Annotated in this window: 14 protein-coding genes and 1 rRNA gene; 8 read left to right on the plus strand and 7 right to left on the minus strand. The window is 48.0% G+C overall.

Translation table 11 applies throughout. The features are described 5' to 3' along the window. The 3 genes from AB2U10_RS16590 to AB2U10_RS16600 all read right to left on the minus strand — a co-directional run. Positions 1-115, minus strand: a 16S ribosomal RNA gene (locus AB2U10_RS16590); the annotation flags it as partial. Positions 116-643: 528 nt separating this feature from the next. Continuing rightward, on the minus strand, positions 644-2,065 hold the full coding sequence (locus AB2U10_RS16595) for a glycoside hydrolase family 125 protein (RefSeq protein ID WP_367915967.1): 1,422 nt from the start codon (positions 2,063-2,065) through the stop codon (positions 644-646). Then, positions 2,058-3,296 carry an ROK family protein gene (locus AB2U10_RS16600; protein ID WP_367915968.1) on the minus strand — a complete coding sequence of 413 codons (1,239 nt, stop codon included), beginning with the start codon at positions 3,294-3,296 and terminating at the stop codon, positions 2,058-2,060. The genes AB2U10_RS16595 and AB2U10_RS16600 overlap by 8 nt, the downstream gene beginning before the upstream one ends. A gap of 306 nt (positions 3,297-3,602) precedes the next feature. Here AB2U10_RS16600 and AB2U10_RS16605 point away from each other — a divergent pair, with 306 nt between their 5' ends. Beyond that, positions 3,603-4,316, plus strand: a complete 714-nt coding sequence (locus AB2U10_RS16605) for a hypothetical protein (RefSeq protein WP_367915969.1) — start codon at positions 3,603-3,605, stop codon at positions 4,314-4,316. A gap of 370 nt (positions 4,317-4,686) precedes the next feature. On the opposite strand, the gene AB2U10_RS16610 is transcribed toward AB2U10_RS16605, so the two are convergent. The 4 genes from AB2U10_RS16610 to AB2U10_RS16625 form a co-directional block, all read right to left on the minus strand. Further along, positions 4,687-5,529: a hypothetical protein gene (locus AB2U10_RS16610; RefSeq protein WP_367915970.1), complete on the minus strand. Its 843-nt coding sequence runs from the start codon at positions 5,527-5,529 to the stop codon at positions 4,687-4,689. A gap of 543 nt (positions 5,530-6,072) precedes the next feature. Further along, complete coding sequence (locus AB2U10_RS16615; RefSeq protein ID WP_367915971.1) at positions 6,073-8,007, minus strand: SusD/RagB family nutrient-binding outer membrane lipoprotein; 1,935 nt, start codon at positions 8,005-8,007, stop codon at positions 6,073-6,075. A 22-nt stretch (positions 8,008-8,029) separates the two neighbouring features. Next, positions 8,030-11,137: a SusC/RagA family TonB-linked outer membrane protein gene (locus AB2U10_RS16620; RefSeq protein ID WP_367915972.1), complete on the minus strand. Its 3,108-nt coding sequence runs from the start codon at positions 11,135-11,137 to the stop codon at positions 8,030-8,032. A gap of 250 nt (positions 11,138-11,387) precedes the next feature. Further along, positions 11,388-12,164: an alpha/beta fold hydrolase gene (locus tag AB2U10_RS16625; RefSeq protein WP_367915973.1), complete on the minus strand. Its 777-nt coding sequence runs from the start codon at positions 12,162-12,164 to the stop codon at positions 11,388-11,390. Between the two features lie 404 nt (positions 12,165-12,568). Between AB2U10_RS16625 and AB2U10_RS16630 the strand changes: the two genes are divergently transcribed. The 7 genes from AB2U10_RS16630 (at position 12,569) to AB2U10_RS16660 (ending at position 21,158) form a co-directional block, all read left to right on the plus strand. Then, positions 12,569-13,621 carry a hypothetical protein gene (locus AB2U10_RS16630; RefSeq protein WP_367915974.1) on the plus strand — a complete coding sequence of 351 codons (1,053 nt, stop codon included), beginning with the start codon at positions 12,569-12,571 and terminating at the stop codon, positions 13,619-13,621. A gap of 87 nt (positions 13,622-13,708) precedes the next feature. Further along, positions 13,709-15,064, plus strand: a complete 1,356-nt coding sequence (locus AB2U10_RS16635) for a hypothetical protein (RefSeq protein ID WP_367915975.1) — start codon at positions 13,709-13,711, stop codon at positions 15,062-15,064. A 143-nt stretch (positions 15,065-15,207) separates the two neighbouring features. Continuing rightward, on the plus strand, positions 15,208-17,475 hold the full coding sequence (locus AB2U10_RS16640) for a TonB-dependent receptor (protein ID WP_367915976.1): 2,268 nt from the start codon (positions 15,208-15,210) through the stop codon (positions 17,473-17,475). Positions 17,476-17,492: 17 nt separating this feature from the next. Continuing rightward, positions 17,493-18,875 carry an HmuY family protein gene (locus tag AB2U10_RS16645; RefSeq protein ID WP_367915977.1) on the plus strand — a complete coding sequence of 461 codons (1,383 nt, stop codon included), beginning with the start codon at positions 17,493-17,495 and terminating at the stop codon, positions 18,873-18,875. Positions 18,876-19,081: 206 nt separating this feature from the next. Beyond that, positions 19,082-19,555, plus strand: coding sequence for a Fur family transcriptional regulator (locus AB2U10_RS16650; RefSeq protein WP_367915978.1), 474 nt, complete (start codon positions 19,082-19,084; stop codon positions 19,553-19,555). A 5-nt stretch (positions 19,556-19,560) separates the two neighbouring features. Next, positions 19,561-19,821: a (2Fe-2S) ferredoxin domain-containing protein gene (locus tag AB2U10_RS16655; RefSeq protein ID WP_367915979.1), complete on the plus strand. Its 261-nt coding sequence runs from the start codon at positions 19,561-19,563 to the stop codon at positions 19,819-19,821. Positions 19,822-19,901: 80 nt separating this feature from the next. Continuing rightward, on the plus strand, positions 19,902-21,158 hold the full coding sequence (locus AB2U10_RS16660) for an outer membrane protein assembly factor BamB family protein (protein ID WP_367915980.1): 1,257 nt from the start codon (positions 19,902-19,904) through the stop codon (positions 21,156-21,158). Positions 21,159-21,324: the final 166 nt, after the last annotated feature.

The raw sequence follows: 21,324 nt of genomic DNA on the forward strand, positions 1-21,324 counted from the left end.
CAGGTTGCATACGCGTTACGCACCCGTTCGCCGGTGACATTGCTGCCCCCTCGACTTGCATGTATTAAGCCTGCCGCTAGCGTTCATCCTGAGCCAGGATCAAACTCTCCATTGTAAATATCTCTACATCGTATGAAGTTTGCCTTTCTCTTTTTCTTACCTGTTTTTATTTCACAGCTCGGCTCTCGCCTCCCTGTGGTAAAGACAAAATCGCTTCTGTCTCTACTGTGCTTCCATCTTTATCCCCAACAAGTTAATGAACTTTATCCCACTTATCGTGAGCTCGTTTGCCCCACTCCTCTTTCCCTCTCTCCGGCCTTCCTCTTCCCCTCTCTCGTCGTTTGGGAGTGCAAAGGTAGAAACATTTTTCTTCTTTGCAAAACTTTTTTAAAATATTTTTTTATTCCTCAAAAGCCCCTTTCGTTTGTCCCTTTCTGAAAGGACTGCAAAGGTACGACCCTTTCTTTATTCTCCAAATTTTACCTGCGCTATTTTTTACAAAAAAAACAGCCTTCCGGTCTTCCCTACTGGCCTTCAGCGCTTTAAATATTGGGCGGTTGATAAACTTTTTTTACCCTTCTTATCCGCCCGGAAATAGATAACCGCACATGTCACAGTTTAGTTCAAAAATTTATCCGAAAAATTACAATACTACTTTTAACAGGTGGGGACGCTCCTTCTCAATTTTCAAAATCAGCTCGCCAAACAGCGTATTGGCCCAGGCAAACCATTTGCGGGTAAATTTAGAAGAGTCGTCTTTGTCAAATGACTCGTGCATGAAGCCGGTTCCGCCGTGCGTGCGTTTGAGTATCCGCAGCTGGCGAAGGATCTCATCGTCTGCATCAGACGTCATGGCCCGCATGATAACGCCAATGGGCCAGATCTGGTTGATCAATGTATGGGGGCTGCCAATGCCTTCGGCCTCTTTCCCCCTGAAAAAGTACGGGTTGCTTTCACTCAGAATAAACTTACGCGTTCTCTTGTATATGGGGTCAGATGAACGGAGCGCACCGAGATACGGCAGGCCCAGCAGGTTGGGTACGTTGGCATCGTCCTGGAACAAAGCATTTCCGAAGCCGTCTACCTCCATGGCAAAGATATCCCCAAACGCAGCATGCTTTATCACCGCCACCTTGTAAATGGCCTCCTCTACCTGGCGGGCCAGCGCCTGGCATTTCCCGGCCAGCTCCTTTTCTCCGTAAACCCCGGTAAGAATTTCCGCCATCTGGCGCAGGGAAACCACTGCAAAAAAGTTAGCCGGAATCAGGAAAGGGTAAAGGGTGGCATCGTCAGAAGGCCGGAAGATGGAATGGATCAGCCCGTTAGGCCGGGTAGCATTCCCGTAACCGTTTCCGGGTACGGTGTCGGTAGACCACGATGTGGTACGGCCGAAACGGTAAGGGCCGCGGTCGTTCAGGCGCTGCTGTTCTGTAAATGTCTTGTAAATGGCATTGGCGGCGCGGAGCCACTCTGCCGTAAACAGGCCGGCATCGCCCGTCTCCTTCCATAAATGATAGCTCAGCCTCACGGGATAGCACAGCGAATCGATTTCCCATTTCCGCTCGTGGATGCCCGGCTTCATATCCGTATGGTCGCTTGCCCACTCACCCACTTTGGCGGTTTTATAGAAGGCGTTGGCATAGGGGTCAAAGTTGATGCAGTCTACCTGCCGGTTCACCACGCCGGTCAGCAGGCTCTTCAGCTTTTCTGAAAGATGGCAAAGCGGCAGGTACGGCCATACCTGTGCCGTGCTGTCTCTGAGCCACATGGCGTCAATGTCGCCGGTGATGACAAAGGTATCGGGCCGGCCATGGGTAACCGTGTAATCTACGGTAGTATCGAGCGTATTGGGGAAACAGTTTTCAAAAAGCCAGGCCAGCTCTTTATCGGCACATTTTCCTTTTATCCGGCTGATCACGGCCTCTACCGTGTCATCGGTGAATTTTCTTTGTGCCAACGGGGTTCTGACCACCGGGAAATCTGCATTGAAAAAATTCAAAGGGCGAAATGCCATGCTTCCCAAAGCGGCAGCAGAGCCTATTACAAAATCTCTCCGGTTAATCATTTTTGAATAATCTTTTGGCTACAAAGGCATTCATGCCCAATAGCTTTGCCGAATCACCGATTTCAGTGACCCGGATGGTCAGGTTTTCTTTAAAGTCAGGGAGGCAGTGCTTGTTGATGGCAAATTCTACCGGGTTAACGATCAGGTTACCGGCTTTTGACAGCACACCGTCAATAACAATCAGGCGCGGATTGAAGAGGTGCACGGCCACAGAGAGGCCTTTCCCCAGCTCAATACCAATATTGTACAGGATATCAATGGCAAAGCCGTCGCCTTTGGAGGCCGCCTCAATAACATCTTCCAGCGTAAGCTGCTCCAGGTTGTCTTTGAACCGGGCCAGTGACGAAACTTCACCGCACGAAAGCCCTCTTTTCACCTTTCTCAACAGGGCTGAAGCCGAAGCCACGGTGTCAAGGCAGCCTACCTTTCCGCAACGGCACAGCTCGCCGTCAGGATGCACCTGGATGTGCCCCAGCTCACCGGCAAAACCCGAAGCCCCGTTAAAAATCTGCCCGTTAATGACCACCGCCAGACCCACACCCCAGTCTACGTTAATAGAAAGCAGGTGGTTCTGGTCCCGGCCCACCCCGAAAAGCGACTCGCCGAATACCGTGGCTTTGGAGTCGTTCAGCACATACACCGGGATTCCCCATTTGGCCGAAATAACCTGGCTTAAAGAGGTATTTTCCGAATTCAGCCCCAGGTAGGTTTTGTTCTGCCCGGTAAGCTTATTGATAAGACCAGGCAGGGCAAGCCCTACGGCCACGATCTCCCGGCCCGTGCCGGTATAGTTTTCAATGGTGCTGTCAATGACCTCCAGGAGCTGCGTGCGGAAAGACTGGTCATTGGTCACGCCCAGCTCATACTCTTTTTCAGATACAATCTCGTTCCGGAAATTCAATAAAACCGCCTTGGTAGACCGGGTGGTAATATCAATGACCAGCGTATGCTTGTATTCCGGGTTCATGGAGTAGATGGTCGGGTTTCTCCCCTGCTTCTTGGTATCTACCTCCTCGCCGATCAGCCATTTCTCTTCCAGCAGCTCTTCCAGGTGAGCCGTTAGTGTAGGAATGCTGATAAACAATGCTTCTGAAAGTTCTGCAATACTCTTCTTATCCTCAAAATAAAGGTGCTTGAGGATATTCCGCTTATTTTTAATTTTCTTGGATTCAACAGCAGACTCCTTATGATTTATTTCACTATTTAAGGTCGTACTTTTCAATAAACTCATTGCAAATATTATATCTCCTTTTCCTAAAATCACCCCGGAACCGTCTAACGGCGCTTTAACATAACTGCGAATGCACCGTTTAAAGTATGTCACAAACCCCTGCAGGTGTGAAACATTTATTTTTTGTTCAAAAAGGAATTCAGGTTTTTTATTATACTATGGTCAAAAATAAAAAAAATTATTCTTTTGCCCTATTTATTTATATTTTTTTATTAAAATACACCCGTTATTTGTTATCCTCTGTGCGTGACAAAAGTTGTTACGCTAAATAATAACTTATTAAGCGGGTGTAGTATCCGGAAATCTATGAAAAAACGGGCAGCGGTATTTTTTATGCTTATGGCATTTTCTGCATGGGGACAGAAGCCGCTTCCGGGCGAAGCCCTGGCCCGGCAGTATTGCGGGTCGTGCCATTTGTTTCCTACGCCCGACCTGCTTCCCACCCGTACCTGGACAGAGAACGTTTTGCCCAACATGGGCAGCCGGCTGGGGGTAAAATCCATCAAAAAGAATTACCTGAAGGAGAAGAGCAGCCCGGAGAGAAAGCTGCTGGATGACCTGAACGTTTATTCCAAGGTTCAGCTCCTGACCAACGAGCAATGGGAAGCCATTGTAAAATACTACGAAAAGAACTCGCCGCCCGAACCGCTGCCCCAGGCTACAAAGCCTGAGCCCCTGCCCCTTACCGGGTTTTCGGCAAGCCAGATGACCATAGAAGACAACCCGGTTCCGAAAACCACCCTGCTGTATGGGAATGAACCGACCGGCGAGCTCTTTTTAGGCGAGGCCACCAACCGGCTTTTTGTTAAAGACAAAGACAATATGCTTTACTCGCTGCCCGAAATCAACAGTCCGCCGGTAAAAATGGCCCGCCGGGCAGACGGCGTATACAGCATCCTGTGCATCGGGAGCATTGATCCTTCAGACCTGTCTGCCGGCAGAATTTACGAGGCCGATTTCAACCGGCAACAGGCAGCAAATACGAAGTGGTATTCTCCCGTCTGGCTATTGATTATCTGAGTGGCTTATGACTCTTGTCCAAGTTAAGGGTATAGAACTCATCATTCATGAATGGCGAAACACAAATCTCTTCGCTTAATTATCTGCCTAAAGCACAACCTTCCTAATTACACACTCTTAACAAATCCTAGATGAATTTCTTACCATGCTGAAAGCAAAAGTAAAACATAAAGGTGCTTCATCTATAAGAGAGATAACCATTAAGCAGATATTTATTGATCCTAAATAAATGAGGCCCTCCTTTTTGGACGACCTCATTCAAATCTAACTTTTTCTAATTATTACAATTTTAAAGCCTGGGAGAATTCTCTAGACTAGAGAGTAGCATCTTTAAGCGATAACAAGCTATTGTAAACATAGGTATTTCAATTTAGAATGGACAGCATTGACTCATACAATTAGCTCTATAATTAGTACAACCATCACTAGGCGACATACTTCGGAATTGATGTAACATATTATTACTACTCCAATTATTTTGATTTTGATGCACTTCTACCCAAGTAATTTCCACAGTATACACTTCAATATTAGGGCCCGACACCTGACTTCCATTCCAATATTGGGTTGTTTCCGTCGAATAAGCAGGTGCTGAATAGTTAAAAGGAGAGCCATAACGATTTTCTACTACCAACAGCGAATATACTCCGGTATACTGTCCCGTACAAGCTAACCAATCAAAAACGCATTTCCAACACTCAGGCCGCTCACCACACATGATAGCACTAGTTCGAGCCTTAGAGCTGGAAAATAATAAATTTTCATTTAAAGTAAAATTCAAACTATTCTTTGATAATCTATCTGCAAATATTAATTTATTTTCATCAGACAATTTTTCCAAGTTATATTTCCTGTCCATTTCAGCTGAAAGTTTGTGATGTTTTAAAAGTTCAGCGAAATCGTTAAACCCTAATATTTCAGAAAATGAATTTCGATCTTCGAGCGAAGAAATCTTTTTATTATTATAGAAAGTAAGTTTTTCTTTTCTTTCTTCTTCGTCGCTCCAATATAGATTAGTGATTCTTTGGGCTTCCAAATTTTTCCAATCAGAAAAATCGGGGTCATTAAATATTAAATCAGCTAATTCAACAGGTGGAATATTTTCAAAACTTGCAATATCATCATTAATATCTGACTTGCAGCCAAGTAAACTGTAAGTAAAAATAATCGTAATGATCAGAGAAGAAACCGGAAAATTAAATTTAGACTTCATGGCTATTGAATTTAAAGAGTGATATTTAATAAAAATTAATAATTAGAGTATTCTTTTACTTATTCCGCTTAGTAATTAAGATAGCAAAATACTCTATGCAGACAGTGCAATATATATACAAATATTGTATAAAAAAAACAAAATATATGATTTTTTTTATTTTCATTGTTAGATCAAAAATTACATTGCTGAAGACCAATATTTTTTAACAGGGTTTTGCAATTAACTTAAGACTGGAATTGCAGTGGTGTCACACATTTTTAGACAAAGACTTATATCCTGGGCTACAGCCGCTCCATACAGCGGTCAAAAAAGTTCTTTATACATAGGAAGTATATAACATACTGGGATAAGAATACCGACAAGCTGAAGTTAATAGCTTATTAAAAATGGGGATATTAAGCATTCCCAAGGCATTTTCCCGAATTCTATGGCAGAAGAAAAATAGTGTAGCAGCTTACATCTAAATCACTAAACCTATAAATAAAAAAGAGGCCGTCCCAAAAAATGGACGGCCTCTTTCAAATTCAATTATATATACTCTTATTTCTTAGCCCACCACAGCGATGTAAACACATCATCTGCACCACCTAAAGCAGAAACTGCCTGAGAATAACCAACGGCATTACTCGCAGGAATACTGGATGGATATTTTAGTCGCTGGGGGAAAAACTTGACATTGACTGTCATATAATTTCCTGAATTCAGCGCTGGTAAAGTACTGATAGCCTGTTCAATTGCCGGGTTCTCAAAGAAAGGCAGCCCTAATCTTCTATGATCACTCCAGGTTTCCAGTGGCAGCCACGGGTTCTGTGCAATGAACTTCTGCGTAATAATCTTGGTCAGAAGATCATTCTTTATTGTTCCGTTCTTATACAGGTCGTTTTTAGGGTAGATCCGCGTAGTCGTTCCGGCTGTACCGGTATAACCATCTTTATAGCTAACTGTATATGACGCAGCGGGCTCTGTTGTATGTGCCCAGCTTACGGAAGTTCCCAGCCGGTTGAAGTCTGTAGATGCTTTGTATGCTGCCAGGAAAGTAGAAGGCTTAACACCTGAACGGGTTTTGCCATCCCAGTATTCAAAGCTTCTGTCAATACCGGTTTCATATGCGGCCTGTCCACTCATCGGAACAGTCCAGCCCCTTACAGCAGCTTCAGCCATCAGGAAGTAGGTTTCCCATGGTGCAAAGAAAATCCGTTGGCTGGTACCGTTTCTAAACTGTGCGCCATGACGCGGTGTAGCCCCATTAAACGAGTAGATCTGGTTTCTTGAGCCCTTCGTTCCCCACGAACCATTTGCAGGCGCATTCCAGGTATATTTGGCATCCAAGGTTAAAACCGGTTTACTATCGGCGTCTAGCAAATCCCTTTTAGTAGTTTTCGCCGTCTCATCCCAGGAAGGATACGCGTTAAAGTCCGTATTGGCAAAATCTCCCGGAATAATATAGGTCTTGTATGCTCTCGGGTCAATGGTATTAGGAAGCCCATCTAGCCAGTATCCTGCGGAAGGGTCATTTGTCATGGTGGTGAAATGCTGATCCAGCTTAAGCCCTACATAATTGGCCGGCTTAACTGCAGACTGCAGATCAGCACCCACCTGGTCAGCTGATTTAATTCCGCCCAGTCCCATATAAATATTGCTCATAGTGGCAGACAGCTGGAAGTAGTTCCACTCCCGGGTCATTACACCTGTCAGCGCGTCCCATCCACCTGCTTCCTGGATCTGAAAAGTTTCATCAAGTGAAGTGATTAACGGAAGTGAGGCTGCCGCTTCAAATTCTGACTTAGCCTTTGCCGGGTCTACTTCTGATAAACGCATGGCCAGCCGAAGCCGCATCGAATTAGCATACTTCTGCCATTTTGCGTAGTCATACCCATATGCTTTATCAAGCTCTGGTCTAAGGCTTCCTGAAATCGAAGGGTCAATTTTGGAAGACGCATCCTTCAATTCGTCCAACAGGTAATAATATACCGTTTTAACATCACTGAATGTAGGATTTTTACCCTGATACCCATCAATAGGAATAGGTCCAAAGTTATCAGTCAGCTCACTCAGCAGATATGCTCTCCAGATTCGCGCCACCTGCAAAAGGTTATTGGTGTACTCCTTTGCATTTCCCTCAGCAATCTGCTTTTCGGCTACCTCCACTGCTGCATAGATATGGTTCAACCAACCTCCCATAAACCCGCTACCGTAATAGTCGCTTGACCAGCCGTCATCGTACCCACCTACGGAAATCCCTCCACCAAGCTGCTGGTGGCCGGCCGTTTTCCAATACAGTACAAATACCCTTTCCGCAATATGCGGGTCCATCTGGCTCGATACAATTGAGTTATTGATAAAATATTCTACCTGAACCTGGCTCTCACTTGCCACACGCGGATCGGTATTTATCTCTGAAAAGTCACTACATCCCGTGGTAAATACCAGAGTAAGTAGCGCCGGAATAAATGATTTCTTTATTATTTTTTTCATTTTAATTCTCCTGTTTAATCCTTTAAAAACCAAATGTCAACGAAAGCATATACGACCTCATCGTAGGGAACCCTCCGCTTTCAAAACCAGTAGCATTAGTACCCGTAGCATACACCGACTCAGGGTCAATACCTTTCAGGTTGCTCTTGATCATCCACACGTTATTGCAGGCCAGGCTGGCTTTGGCATTCTGGAATACTTTTCCAAAAGCCCCCTTAGGCAATGCATAGCTAAGTGTGATGTTTCTTAAGCGTACATTAGTAGCATCGTAAAGGTTAGCTTCACCTACCCCCAGGTTACCGAGAGTAGCAATCGTATTCCAATACTGCTGCTGGGAGATAGAAACAGCATTTTTGGCATAAACGCCATCAGAGCTTTCGATTACACCGTCAACAACCATCTCAGGACGTTCGCCATTCGGAGCCGTAACAGCTGCTACACCGAAACGTTGCAGTCCTACATTAGAACCGGAGAATATCTCTCCACCCAGGCGGGCATCTACCAGGAATGACAGACCTACTGACTTATAGGTGAAACTATTGGTTATACCTATCATGGCTTTCGGCTGCTGGTTACCCAATTTTACGATTTCTGGGTCTACTTGTGGCAAGCCGCTTCCATTCAAGATCAATTGCCCGTAATAAGGACTGCTCTCATCTTTCACCCGAAGGAAACGGGTTCCGTAGATATCGCCGTACATCCCGTCAGTAGTAGCCCGGATGAATAGATTGTCATAGTTGCCCAGGTTATAGAAATCTACATTCAGATCAGAAGCAATATCCAGGATTTTGTTCTCATTTTTGGAGAAGTTGGCCATTAGAGACCATCCCAGCTTATCCGGATTAGTCAGGATATTGGCTGTAGCCATAATCTCAAATCCTTTGTTCTGAATATTACCAGCATTGATTTTCCGGTTCTCATATCCGCTGAGCGGGTCCATCGGAATATCGATTAACTGGCGCGTAGCATTGGATTTATACCATGTGAAGTCCAGTCCCAGGCGGTTGTTCAGGAATCTCAGCTCCGCACCAAATTCCAAGTTCTTAATCAACTCACTTCTTACATTCGCGTCTTTTAATAATTTCTCACGTGAAGCTACTGTCTGTCCACCTGGGCCCGTGCTGATACTGTAACCGTTATACAGCATATAAGGGGCCAGGTCATTACCCACTGTAGCGTAAGACCCTCTGAGCTTCGTATAACTTAACCATGAAGGAAGGCTCATTCCGGCTGCTGTGGCGTGATCTGTAAATACATATGATAAGCTATAAGAAGGGTAGAAGTACGAACGATTCGCCTCTATCATGGCAGAAGACCAGTCATTTCTCGCCGTTACGTCCAAGAAAATCCATCCATCATAATTCACTCCGGCAGAAGCAAATACTGAGTTGATCTTCTTTTTCTCCATTCCCTGATCCAGGGTAAGGTTTCCGGCTTTATAGTTATCGATCTTGAACAGGTTAGGTACTTCCAATGATCCTGCATTCGCACCGATGGATGACCACTGACGGTTCATCAGGTTACCGCCTATGGTCAGGTTACCCCCCAGATTACCGATCACCTTGTCTTTCATAGCTTTTACCAGAGCGGTATAGTTCACTTCAGTAAATGTCTTCTTATTGGTAGCGTATCGGTTGGCCATCGGGCTTCCCGACCATGTTTTTTCTTCGCCACTTGTAGCATAAAGGTCACCCCCAACTTTCACTTCTGCATCTAACCAATCGGTGAATGCATATTTCAATGATCCGTTCATGATGAAACGGTTACGTGTATCCTGGTTCAGGTTATATTTCGATAACCAGTAAGGGTTAGGCGTCCAGGCAAAAGCTCCCGGATACCACAGCATATTACCGAACTGGTCGGTAGCTGCGCTGAAGTCAGCGATATTCATAGTCTGCGGCATGGTGTACAGGGTATAAACACTGCTTCTGTCCCGACCGTTAATTGGCCGGTTATAACCTGCCGTATTGTTGTAGGCAAACTTCACGTCGCTGGTCCACCTGTTTTCCGTACCGAAGCTTGTGGTGGCCCGGGTAGAGAAGTTCAGACGGGTAAGCTTATTGCCCGGAATAATACTCCTGTCTTCCAGATAACTTACAGAAGAGTATACACCCGTAGAACCGTACTGCTGCTGCAGTGACAGTGCGTAATTCTGGTTAGTACCGTTCCGCAGAAATTCATCTACGTTATTATACGACTGAAGCGGTGCAGATGTTCCGTCCCATTTCGGTACACTCTGGCCAGTGATCTTAGGCCCCCAGCTGTTATTACTCATGGCATCGTAAATATTGTTATCGCCTTGAGCAAAGGTAGTCTGAAGCTCCGGCTTCATAAAAATATTTTCAGATCCCAGTGTAGTGCTAAAGGTAATTCCCAGACCCGGCTGTTTCCGGCCGCTCTTTGTAGTAATCAGGATAACCCCATTACCTGCTCTGGAACCGTAAAGTGCAGCGGCAGATGGCCCTTTTAGTACGGTCAACGACTGGATATCTTCCGGGTTAATATCGCCTAGTCCGTTACCCATATCCAAACCTGCATTCCAGTAATCATTATTAGAGGATCCTGTAAAGTTATCAATCGGAATACCATCTACTACAATCAGCGGTTGATTATTTCCGGTCAGAGACGTATTTCCCCTTAACACGATTTTAGAGGATCCTCCGGCTCCATTACTGGACCTAACCACCTGTAAACCAGCAACCTTACCAGAAAAAGCATTAGCAAGGTTGGTTTCGCGAGCTTCTACCAGGTCACTTCCCTTCAGCTCCTGAACTGCATAACCCAGCGATTTTTTCTCCCGTTGAATACCCAGCGCCGTAACTACCACTTCTTCAAGAATGGTGTTGTCTTCTGCCAGTTCAACATTCACCACAGACCTACCCGAAACGGCAACTTCCTGGGATGAATAGCCTACAGCAGTAAAAACGAGGGTAGCATTTCCTCCGGCAACGATACGATAATTACCTTCTGCATCTGTCATTGTGGCGGTTGATGCACCTTTAACTGCAACAGTAACGCCAGGTAAACCGGCTCCGCCAGCCTCGGTCACTTTACCGGTTACATTCTGCGCCATCACATTAAATCCCATCGCTATAAAACAAGCAACCAGGACAAGTAATTTTTTAACCATAATTATTCGGTTTAGACAATTTTTTGTTATAAAAATACAATTGTTGGTGCGAAATTAATAAAATAATTTATTATTTATTAATATTGTATTATTTTTTTTCTTTTAAACCCCCAAATAATAAAAAAGGCCTTATAATTGTTTTGACAACTATAAGGTCCTGATTTTCCTTATTTCAGGGGTAAAACGGGGCATTTTCCCGTTTAAACCGGCGAATCCCGCTGCTTACCGGCAGTTGGGCCGGGCGGCCGGGCTAAATCGCCGGCACTTCGTTCAAAAACCGGATGACACTTTCTTCGAACTGAGCGGGCCGGGTGGCATGAATCCAGTGATTCGCCCCTTCAATGGTCTCCATCCGGGCGGCCGGGTAGTACGTTTTGAGGTATTCAAAATCTTCGTCGCGAACGTATCCCGATTCTGAACCGCGCATCAGCAGCAAAGGTTGCTCTACCTGCTTATGCAGGGGAATGGCCGACACCACTTCACCGGTATGCTCTGCCAGCACCGGGATATTTATGCGCCAGTCGAACCCGCCCTCATCTGTACGGTACAGGTTCTTCAGCAGGAACTGCCGTTCTCCGGCATCGGTTACATACCGGCTGAAGATCTCTTCCGCTTCTTTTCTTGAGGTGAGCGTTTGGGTATCAATGGCTTTCAGTCCCCGGATGATGTGATCGTGATGAGGAGCATAGCTGCGGGCCGCAATGTCTACCACAATAAGCCCTGAGAAATTAGTATACTGCTGCGAAAACTGCAGCACGGTTTTCCCGCCCATGGAATGCCCGAGAATCACCGGCGCTGAAATTTCGTGCTCCGTAAGAAAGTGCCCGAGGTCTGCAGCCATCGCCTCGTAGCTGAAGATGTCAGAGCGCTCCGACTGCCCGTGGTTGCGGGCATCAAGGATGAACACCTCATACCCTTTTCCGGCAATGTTCCGGCAAACCGTAAATAAATTATCCGATGACCCGAAAACCCCGTGAAGCACCACCAGGGGCCGGCCGCTGCCCAGTTTCCTGTAATTTAATTTCATGTGCATAAAATTTTAGCTTTCAGCCTTCAGCTATCAGCGGTCAGCCGCAGCGGCGGACCGCTTATTCATGGGCCGGTTGGTGATACGTCACCCGGTGTGCCCGACTTCTGATAGCTGATAGCTGACTGCTCATGGCTATTTCATATTTACTTTATATATGGTCTCACGGCGTTTTGAGGATCTCACAGATCTCCTTCCGTGAGCAACTGCTTTATCCCGCAAATTTAAAAACATAAAGCGGGGATTTCGTCACATCACCTTACCGCCGGTCACATTTATTTTGTGCTTTGAAAAATTTTTCCGGAATATTACTGTTATAAGAGGAACAAACGGGTTAAGCTGTTAACCCACAACCTCTTTACGTTCGTTTTCCTGAATAATTTTGAATTAGCTGTTACGCCCGTATGAATTGGTTTAAGAAGATCAAACGGTACTTCCGGGAAGAAGAAGTGCCGGCTCCCGCTGAAGAAGTAAGCCCGCAGGCGGTCATTCCCCTGTCTGAAACATTGCCTGAAATGCCTGCGCTGCCCGTGCCCGGGGAAGAGGAGGACGAGTTTCCGCACTGGCTCACCAGTGAAGACACCCTTCGTGATGAAGGCGTTATTTACGGCCTCAGCGGCACGGATCCGCAGGAAAAGATCGGCATCATCGCTTCCATATATAAAAAGCATACCGCCAGGTACATCCGTACCCAGGAGGAGCTGACCGAAAAGATCGGGGAGCTGAACCTGGTGCTGGAAAAGAAAAACTCTGCCCTCAGCGACCTCTCGCTGAAAGCCGCCGGCGTTCTGCAGCAAGAGCCGCGGGAGGAGAATATACTGAGGGTAACGGTGGGCCTGGTGCTGTCGCTGGGCATGTGCGCGGGAAATTACTTCCTGATCCGCGAGGGCATCCGGTACGGGTTTCCCGAGCAGGCCGAGTGGATAGCCTGGGGCGTGTTCCTGACGGGCATGTTCAGCCTGTACTACACCACTTCGGTGATTCATAACGAAGACCGGGTAACCTGGCGTAGGGTACTTGAAGAACTGGGCATGCCGCTGGCCGCTTCCTTATTTGTATATGTGCAGGTAGTAGCGCAGATGCCCTGGTATAAATCGCTGGGCTTTCTGCTCTTTACTTTTTTTGCCTTTCTCTTATCCGGGAAGCTGTTCCTGGGCAGCCTGGCCCGCCTGAAAAAAGAGTTCACCCTCTTTAAGGCCAACCGGCACCTGCAGCAGGAAAAGACCGCGGCCGGCACCGACTGGAAAGACGACATGGAGCTGCTTGAAAAGGACATGGAGAAAATCCGCCTGGAAAAATGGAAGATTGTAAGCATTTTGAACGAAACCGAAGCCGCCATTAACCGGCTGAATGCCGATAAAGAGGCCGTGATCAACCTCTTTCTCAGCGAATACCACCTGGCCAAAGATTACAAAGACCGCCTGAGCGGAACTCAAATTTCTAAAATAATAAGATAGCTGTGAGCTATGAGTCGTGAGCTATGAGCCAATAACAAAAGCCCAAAGCTCATTGCGCAAAGCTCAGAGCTCAAAGCTCAAAAAACTATGGACGAGGATTTTAAAAAAGGACTGGAAAACGGCCTGGAAGACCTGGATAAATCCAACTACGAAGATTATGTATCCAGCGAGGTAACGCTGAACTGGCTGACCGACAGCAAGCAGCAGCTCGATGAGCAGATCCTGGCCCTGAAAGAGCAGATTGCCGATACTACCCGGCAGAAGCTGGAAATACTGGAAGCGACCCGCGAGGTAAAGCACCGGTACAGCAGCCATGCGCACGGGGTGAGCGCCATTGAAAAGGAAATCTCAACCCTCGAGAAAAAAATAGAGGACACCCGGGAGGAAAAAGCAAAAAACCCGCTCTACTACCCGCTGCTGGCCGGGCTTATCTATTTTGCCGCCGGGCTGGTCTTCCTGTCGGGTGACCTGATCATCAGTCACGAGATTGTGGCCTATGCGCTGAACATTAAAAACAATATGGAGGCCTGGGCGTTTGCCAGCGGACTGGCAGGAGTGACCCTCTTATTGAAGCCGGCGTATGAAAGGCTGGTGGAAGAGCCCTACCTGAAAAACCCGACCGAACGGTCGAAGAAGCTGCACGGGTATTTCCAGACCACGCTGGTGGTTATCTCGGTGGTGACCCTCTCGGTATTGGGCTGGTTCCGGTACGAAGCCTATAAGGCCGACAAGCTGAAGGCCGGCATCAACAGCGAGATCAAATCGCTGCAGCTGGCCGCCACCCCGCTCATCCAGGGAACCGAAACCATCACAGATCCGGCCCTGACCCAGAAAATAGAAGCCAAAATGAAAGAGGTAGACGCCCTGAACAAGCAGCTGGTGACCAGTAACTGGGCCCTGCTGTCTTTTGTACTGAGCGGCGTGCTCTTTGCCATTGCGGGAGCTATCTGCTTCGGCATTGCCTTTCCTATCCTGAGCAGCTACTGGAAGCGCTGGTTCTGGCATAACCCGGCCATCAACCGGGCGGGCCGCCGCATCCGTAAGCTGCGGACGCGCCTGGCAGAGGCCAGCAAGCCCCTGTTTGAAAGCACCTCCCACCTGGAATTTCACGACAAAAAGATGGAGATCCTGCCCGATGTTGCCGAGCTGAAGCAGGAGCTGCGCCGCCTGGAAGAAAATGCCGGTATCCTGGCCGAGAAGATCAAGCTGGCCCTGGAGTCATCGCGGGTAAGCCTGTACAACAGCGGCTACGACAGCGGCAACACCCACAAAGACGGCCTGTCGGCAGAAGAGCTCAAAAACTACCGCAGCAGCCTGATGGATAACCTCCGGTACTCGCGCGAAAACACGACCGATAAAACACCCCGTGTATATAAAAATAACGGGCTGCGCCCCCACCAGGCCCTGCGTAAGGCCATTACCGATTCGTTCAACGAAAACTGAGTTTTTACCCCGGCAGCCAGAAGCCTGCCGGGTATTTTCTCTTTTTATTTAAACTTATTATAAATAAATTTTGCAAAACCCGTATTGCGTCCTAACTTTGGCACCCAATTTATAATTGGTATAAATAAAAACAGCCGGTTCAGATGCGAACATTCCTTATCTCTTTATCCGTTTTTCTAGTAACGTTGGCTACTGAGGCCCAACAGGGGACCCTTGTACTTACCGGGCAGCTGACGGATGGCCGCGAGCCCCTGCAGGGCGTTACCGTGCGGCTGAAAGAGCAGGGCCGCGCTACCGTTTCGGGTGAAGACGGGAAATTCAGCCTGCAGGCCAACCCTGGAAACCATACTATTACTTTTGATTTAACAGGATACCGGCCAAAAAGCATAGAGCTGGGCATCCGGAACAATTATGATTTCGGAACCATTGAGCTGGAAATCGACCCTCACGCCCTTAACGAGGTGGTGGTCACCGGCCAGTTTGCCCCTCAGTCTATGCGCAATTCGGTATACAACATACGTGTTATTAACCAGGAGCAGATCCGGCTCCGGGGCGCTACCAACATCCAGAGTGTACTGAGCACCGAACTGGGCATGCGTTTTTCCAATGACCTTACCCTGGGCACCACAGACGTGGAGCTGATGGGCATGTCTGGTCAGAACGTGAAGATCCTGCTTGACGGCGTTCCGGTCATTGACCGGGGGGCTACCCGTGAAAGCCTGGGGCAGATCGACATCAATAACGTGGAAAAAATTGAGATTGTAGAAGGGCCTATGTCGGTTAATTACGGTTCAGACGCCCTCGCAGGGGTGATCAATATCATTACCAAAAAGAGCGCATCTGCAAATGCCATCACCCTCAACGCCCGGGTTTCGGAAGAAACCGCCGGCGACGAGTACAAAGCCTTCTCCGGCGCCGGAACCCACCACGAATCGCTGGGGCTTTCGTGGCAGAATGCCCGTTTTGAAGCGGCCGGAGGGGTAACCCGGAATTTCTTCGGAGGCTGGCAGGGCAGCGCCACCGGCCGCAAAATGGAATGGATGCCCAAAGAGCAGTATCTTCCTTACGCCCAGCTGGGCTTCCGGAAAGCAGCCTTCTCGGCCTGGTACCGGTTTAACGGCACCAAGGAAACCCTCAAAAGCCTGGGCAATACGTACGTTAACACCAACAGCAACCACGAGTCGGCTACCGACCAGTTTTATGTAACCAACCGCTGGTTCCACCAGCTGCAGTCGGAGTACCGCATTAACGCCGGAAACAGCCTTTCGCTGGCCGCCGCCTATACCGACTATAGCCGGGCTACGCAAACCACTGAAATTGACCTGGTGACCGACCGGAGGACCCTGTCGCTGAGCGGCAACCAGGACAAATCAATCTTCACTTCTTCTTTTCTCCGGCTGACCGGTCAGCACCGCCTGAATTCGGTTTTCTCGCTGCAGCACGGCGTGGAAATCAACCTTAACGGGGCGTCAGGAGAACGGATAGAAGGAAGCCCCGAAATCAACGATTACGCCTACTTTGCTTCTTCCGAGATCAAGCTGGGCTCTAAAGTTAACCTGCGGCCCGGCCTGCGCTTCATTTACAACTCGGTATACGACGCCCCGCCGGTGATCCCTTCCGTTAACACCAAATTTACCCTGGCCAAAGGCCTGGACCTAAGGGCTGCCTACGCCAGGGGCTTCCGTTCACCGGCGCTGCGTGAGCTGTACTTTACATTTTTTGATGCCAGCCATTCTATCAAAGGAAATCCGAACCTGAAGGCCGAAACCTCTGACAGCTACAATGCATTCCTGTCTTACCAGGTAACCGACCGCCAGGATCTGCGCTGGAACACCACGCTGGGTACGTTCTACAATACCTTTGACAACCTGATTTCAATTGGTATTGACCCTAACGATACCGGTATCAATACCTACCTGAACGTAGACAAGCACAAAACCACCGGGCTGACGCTGAACAACACCCTGTACTGGAAAAATCTTTATGCCACCCTGGGCTTTTCGAGAATCGGCCGGTACAACAGCTTCTCGGAAAGTGAAGACCTGGCCGAGTTCCTGTGGACATCGGAAGTCAACACCAATCTCCGCTATAATTTCCCGAAAATTGCCTCCAATATCAGCCTTTTCCTGAAATACACCGGCAAGCTGCCTCGTTATATAGCCGAGACCACCTCCACAGGTGTAATTGCAAAACCTACCGAAATAGAAGGGTACACCCTTGCCGACCTTACCTTCAACAAGGTCTTCTATAAATACTTTACCCTGAATGCGGGTGTTAAAAACCTTTTTGATGTAACCCGCCTTACCAACAGCCAGACAGACTCAGGGGCTGCCCACTCTACGGGCGGGGCCGTTCCTATGTCGTACGGAAGATCGTACTTCCTGGGCCTGTCTGTCCAGATTACCAAGTAATTAATAATTTTTTATATATGAAAAACACGATAAAAGTTCTCCTGTTCTCGTTAATGACGGTTTTCGTTTCTTCCTGCGACGACGATACCGTAGACCTTCCTGACAATTACGTAGCCTTTAAAACGGCAGAAGTGGGCCTTACCGGCGCCGATGCCACCCTTGAGATCACACTTACCCGGGCAGCTGATGCGGCCATTCCTGTAACGGTAACCCTTACGCCCAGCGGGGTAGAATACGGTAAGCATTTCACTACCGAGCCTGCTGCCACCGGCAATGTGATCAGCCTGACTATTCCGCAGGGACAGTCTTCGGCGTCCATCAAGGTAACGCCGGTAGCGGGGATCCTGCTTTCAGGATCAGAAACGCTGAACTTCAGCATTTCACAAGTGACGGCCCCTACGCTGATCGGCCTCACCAAAGACGCGAAGCTGAGCTTCTCTAAAATTATCTCCCAGGGCAGCCAGCTGACACTGGAAGGAAAAACCTCGGAATCGAACTATGCGAATAACGTATACGTGGATCTGAGCGGGAACTCTACCCATCTGAACAGCCGGAAGTCATGGAACCTGGCCTTTACCAACGACTCGCGGTTCCGGGTGGTTCTGAACCACACCTACCAGACCACGGCAGCGGCGACCACCAAAACCGATATTGCCCAGGTTACCCTAGCCGATACGGCCACTACAGCAGATATCTACCTTTCTACCGCAAGGCTGACCGACCCCGTTACCATTTCACTGGTAGACAGCTGGGACGGTGACCTGAACAAGACCGTATTTGCGGAGGTTTCTACCACATCATCGGAAAACAAAGTTTACCTGGTCGCTTTTGAAGGCAACAACACCCCGAAAAGCAAATGGTACAAAGTGAAAGTAGACCGCAGCGGGTCAGGCTACAAGGTACAATATGCCCGGATAGGCGAAACCAGCGTTAAGACCGTTGAGATCGCTAAAAATGCCGACTTTAACCTGAGCTTCCTCTCGTTTGAAACCGGTGTGGTTACTAACGTGGAGCCTAAAGCCAAAGAATGGGATATTCAATATGCCTACAGTACCTATAACTCAGGGCTGAATACCCCGTACTGGTTCCAGGATTTCATCCTGCTGAACTACCTGGGCGGTGCAGAAGCTGCCGAAGTAGCGGTTTCTACCGTAAGCTATGACAACTACGCCGAGAGCAATATTGCTTCTACTTCATTTGTGAAAACCCGTGATGCCATTGGAAGCAAATGGAGAGTAACCTCCGGTACGGCTATAGGCGTGACCAAAGATAAATTCTATGTGATCAAAGATGCCGAAGGCAATGTTTACAAGCTGAAATTTGTAAATGCCGGTATCGGTACGGATGGTGGTGAAAGAGGTAAGCCGGTGATCGAATACAAGCTGGTGAAAAAAGCCTAAGCTAAGAAAACGTAACCTGTAAGGAGGCCGTTTCCTGTATTTGTTCCATACAAACACGGGAAACGGCCTCTGTTTTTTTGAATTAGCGCTCTTCAAATAACCTCTTTTTGCCTTTTATTTTGCCTGAGCTTGTTTAGAAACTATTCCTTATTTAAAATTGTTCTAAAATTAAAAGGCAGGCCAAATCCTGCCGTAAACGTTATTTCATGGTTAAAGAGGTAAAAAAAGAACCCACCCTTTATGATCAGGCCCGGCAGGTGCTGGACTCCAAAATTGAGGAACTGGGCTTACGGAAAACGCAGGAGCGCTACAGGATACTGGAAGAGATCTATAAACGGGAGGATCATTTCGAGATTGAAGATCTCTTTGACTCTATGCTGCAGCAGAATTTTAACGTGAGCAAGGCTACGGTATACAACGTGGTGGAGCTGCTCACGGAGATAGGGCTGGTTATACGTCATAACTTCGGGAATAACAATGCTGCGCGGTACGAAAAAGCCTTCGGAAGAAGGCAGCACAGCCATATTATCTGCACCCGGTGCAACAAAGTGATCGAGTTTTGTGATCCCCGCCTCCTGATCATCCAGAATACGGCCTCCCAGTACAGCGGTATTGACATTAAAGATCATTCGCTGGTTTTTTACGGCGTATGCAACAGTGAGAGCTGTCAGAAAAAATAAACGGGATGAAAAAACCGGAGTTCCCCGATATATCGGTCTTTGTGTGTAACGGGAGCAAATGCGGCAGGCACAAAGATTTCAGAAAGTACCTGAAAAATGAAATCCGGGACCGGGTACGGGCTGATGTGGAGATTTTCCGGATAGAATGTACCGACCGCTGCAAATTTGCCCCGGTTTTAAGCCTTCAGCCGCAGAATATCTGGTTTTACAACTGCGACGAAAGCAGTGTAGAGCATATTATACGAGAAATAAACGGCAACGGATAATGGCCGGGATGTTGCAGCATTCCCGGTTCCTGACTATATTGGCCCCCGGCTCTGTAAACTTCCGTTAAATCCGTTTGTAAATGATACCCGGTATTCGTCACCTCTGCAGGTTCCTTTTGACAGGAGGACTGTCTGTTCTAACCCTGAAATATGCCTGTGCCCAGCAATTGGGCGCTACCCCGGAGAGATCGGGTTATTTCTCTTCTGCTGCCGTAGCGCAGTCCCCCCGGCTGAAATGGAAAATAAAGACGGGCGGCCTTGTACTGGCTTCTCCCGTAGGGTACCGCGACCGCCTGTTTACAGGCTCATGCGACAGCGTAATGTATGCCCTGGCCAAAGACAACGGCCGGACCCTGTGGAAATTCAAGACAGGCGGCGAGATCCGCTCTTCAGCCGCCGTAGCCGAAAACATCGTTTACTTCTCTGCTACTGACGGGATTTTCTATGCGCTTGACGCTACCAGCGGACGCCTCCTGTGGACGTTTGAAACGGCCGGCGAGCGCTTTTACGACACCTGGGATTACCACCAGTCATCTCCCACCGTATACGGGGATAAGGTATATTTCGGAAGTGGCGACGGCTACCTCTATGCCCTTGACCGGCAAACCGGGAAGCTGCAATGGAAGTTTGAAACCGGGGGCATCGTACATGCTTCACCGGTGGTGGCTGACGGAGCGGTATTTGCCGGCAGCTTCGACGGCTATTTTTATTGTCTTGAAACCGACGGCCGCCTGCGCTGGAAGTTCAAAACCGTAGGAGAACGGTATTTCCCCCGGGGAGAAATCCAGTTTCATGCTACCGTAGCCAATAACACGGTGTATTTCTGCAGCCGCGACTTCAACGTATATGCCCTGAACGCCAAAGACGGTGCCGGGTATTGGGTATACCACCAGCAGGGCAGCTGGACCAGCGTACCGGCCCTGGCCGACGGCAAATTGCTGGTAACGATGTCAGATGCCCATCTTGTGTCAGGCCTGGACGCGGAATCAGGAAAGAGCCTGTTTGAGGCTCCCGTGCCGCTGAATGTATTTTCAGGTGCTTCCGTACTGGGTAATTTTGCGTACGTAGGTTCTATGGATGGCCGGGTCTACCGGGTAGACATAACGTCAGGAAAATCTACCGTTATTTTTCAAACGGAAGGAAGCCGGAAGTACCGTCCGCACTTTTTTGATGAAACGGGAAAACTGCGCACCGGCCTGGAAGAAGAATACAAAGATGACTTTACCCGCATATATACCGATTTCCTGAAAATGGGCAGCATTCTCTCTACGGTGTGGATAGCTGACGGCACCCTGTTTTTCGGCAGCGCCGACGGCTGCATCTACGCCCTCCGCTGAGCGGCTATATAGCCTTAAAAAATTATTTTTCAACTTTTAGGAGAAAACCACACTTTCATTTGCTCCATACCTGAAACCACGGAATAAAAACCTGGGAATTGCGCTTTTGGCAATAGTATTTTTTTTAGAAAAAATAGCATGTTTGCAAGAGTGATTAAATTGTGTA

This window comes from Leadbetterella sp. DM7 (genome assembly GCF_040829825.2).
In the GTDB taxonomy this organism is placed as follows: domain Bacteria; phylum Bacteroidota; class Bacteroidia; order Cytophagales; family Spirosomataceae; genus Leadbetterella.

Excerpts from the sequence above, each read along its gene's own strand:
- AB2U10_RS16595 (WP_367915967.1), bottom strand. The coding sequence starts at position 2,065 with ATGATTAACCGGAGAGATTTTGTAATAGGCTCTGCTGCCGCTTTGGGA.
- AB2U10_RS16600 (WP_367915968.1), bottom strand. The coding sequence starts at position 3,296 with ATGAGTTTATTGAAAAGTACGACCTTAAATAGTGAAATAAATCATAAG.
- AB2U10_RS16605 (WP_367915969.1), top strand. The coding sequence starts at position 3,603 with ATGAAAAAACGGGCAGCGGTATTTTTTATGCTTATGGCATTTTCTGCA.
- AB2U10_RS16610 (WP_367915970.1), bottom strand. The coding sequence starts at position 5,529 with ATGAAGTCTAAATTTAATTTTCCGGTTTCTTCTCTGATCATTACGATT.
- AB2U10_RS16615 (WP_367915971.1), bottom strand. The coding sequence starts at position 8,007 with ATGAAAAAAATAATAAAGAAATCATTTATTCCGGCGCTACTTACTCTG.
- AB2U10_RS16620 (WP_367915972.1), bottom strand. The coding sequence starts at position 11,137 with ATGGTTAAAAAATTACTTGTCCTGGTTGCTTGTTTTATAGCGATGGGA.
- AB2U10_RS16625 (WP_367915973.1), bottom strand. The coding sequence starts at position 12,164 with ATGAAATTAAATTACAGGAAACTGGGCAGCGGCCGGCCCCTGGTGGTG.
- AB2U10_RS16630 (WP_367915974.1), top strand. The coding sequence starts at position 12,569 with ATGAATTGGTTTAAGAAGATCAAACGGTACTTCCGGGAAGAAGAAGTG.
- AB2U10_RS16635 (WP_367915975.1), top strand. The coding sequence starts at position 13,709 with ATGGACGAGGATTTTAAAAAAGGACTGGAAAACGGCCTGGAAGACCTG.
- AB2U10_RS16640 (WP_367915976.1), top strand. The coding sequence starts at position 15,208 with ATGCGAACATTCCTTATCTCTTTATCCGTTTTTCTAGTAACGTTGGCT.
- AB2U10_RS16645 (WP_367915977.1), top strand. The coding sequence starts at position 17,493 with ATGAAAAACACGATAAAAGTTCTCCTGTTCTCGTTAATGACGGTTTTC.
- AB2U10_RS16650 (WP_367915978.1), top strand. The coding sequence starts at position 19,082 with ATGGTTAAAGAGGTAAAAAAAGAACCCACCCTTTATGATCAGGCCCGG.
- AB2U10_RS16655 (WP_367915979.1), top strand. The coding sequence starts at position 19,561 with ATGAAAAAACCGGAGTTCCCCGATATATCGGTCTTTGTGTGTAACGGG.
- AB2U10_RS16660 (WP_367915980.1), top strand. The coding sequence starts at position 19,902 with ATGATACCCGGTATTCGTCACCTCTGCAGGTTCCTTTTGACAGGAGGA.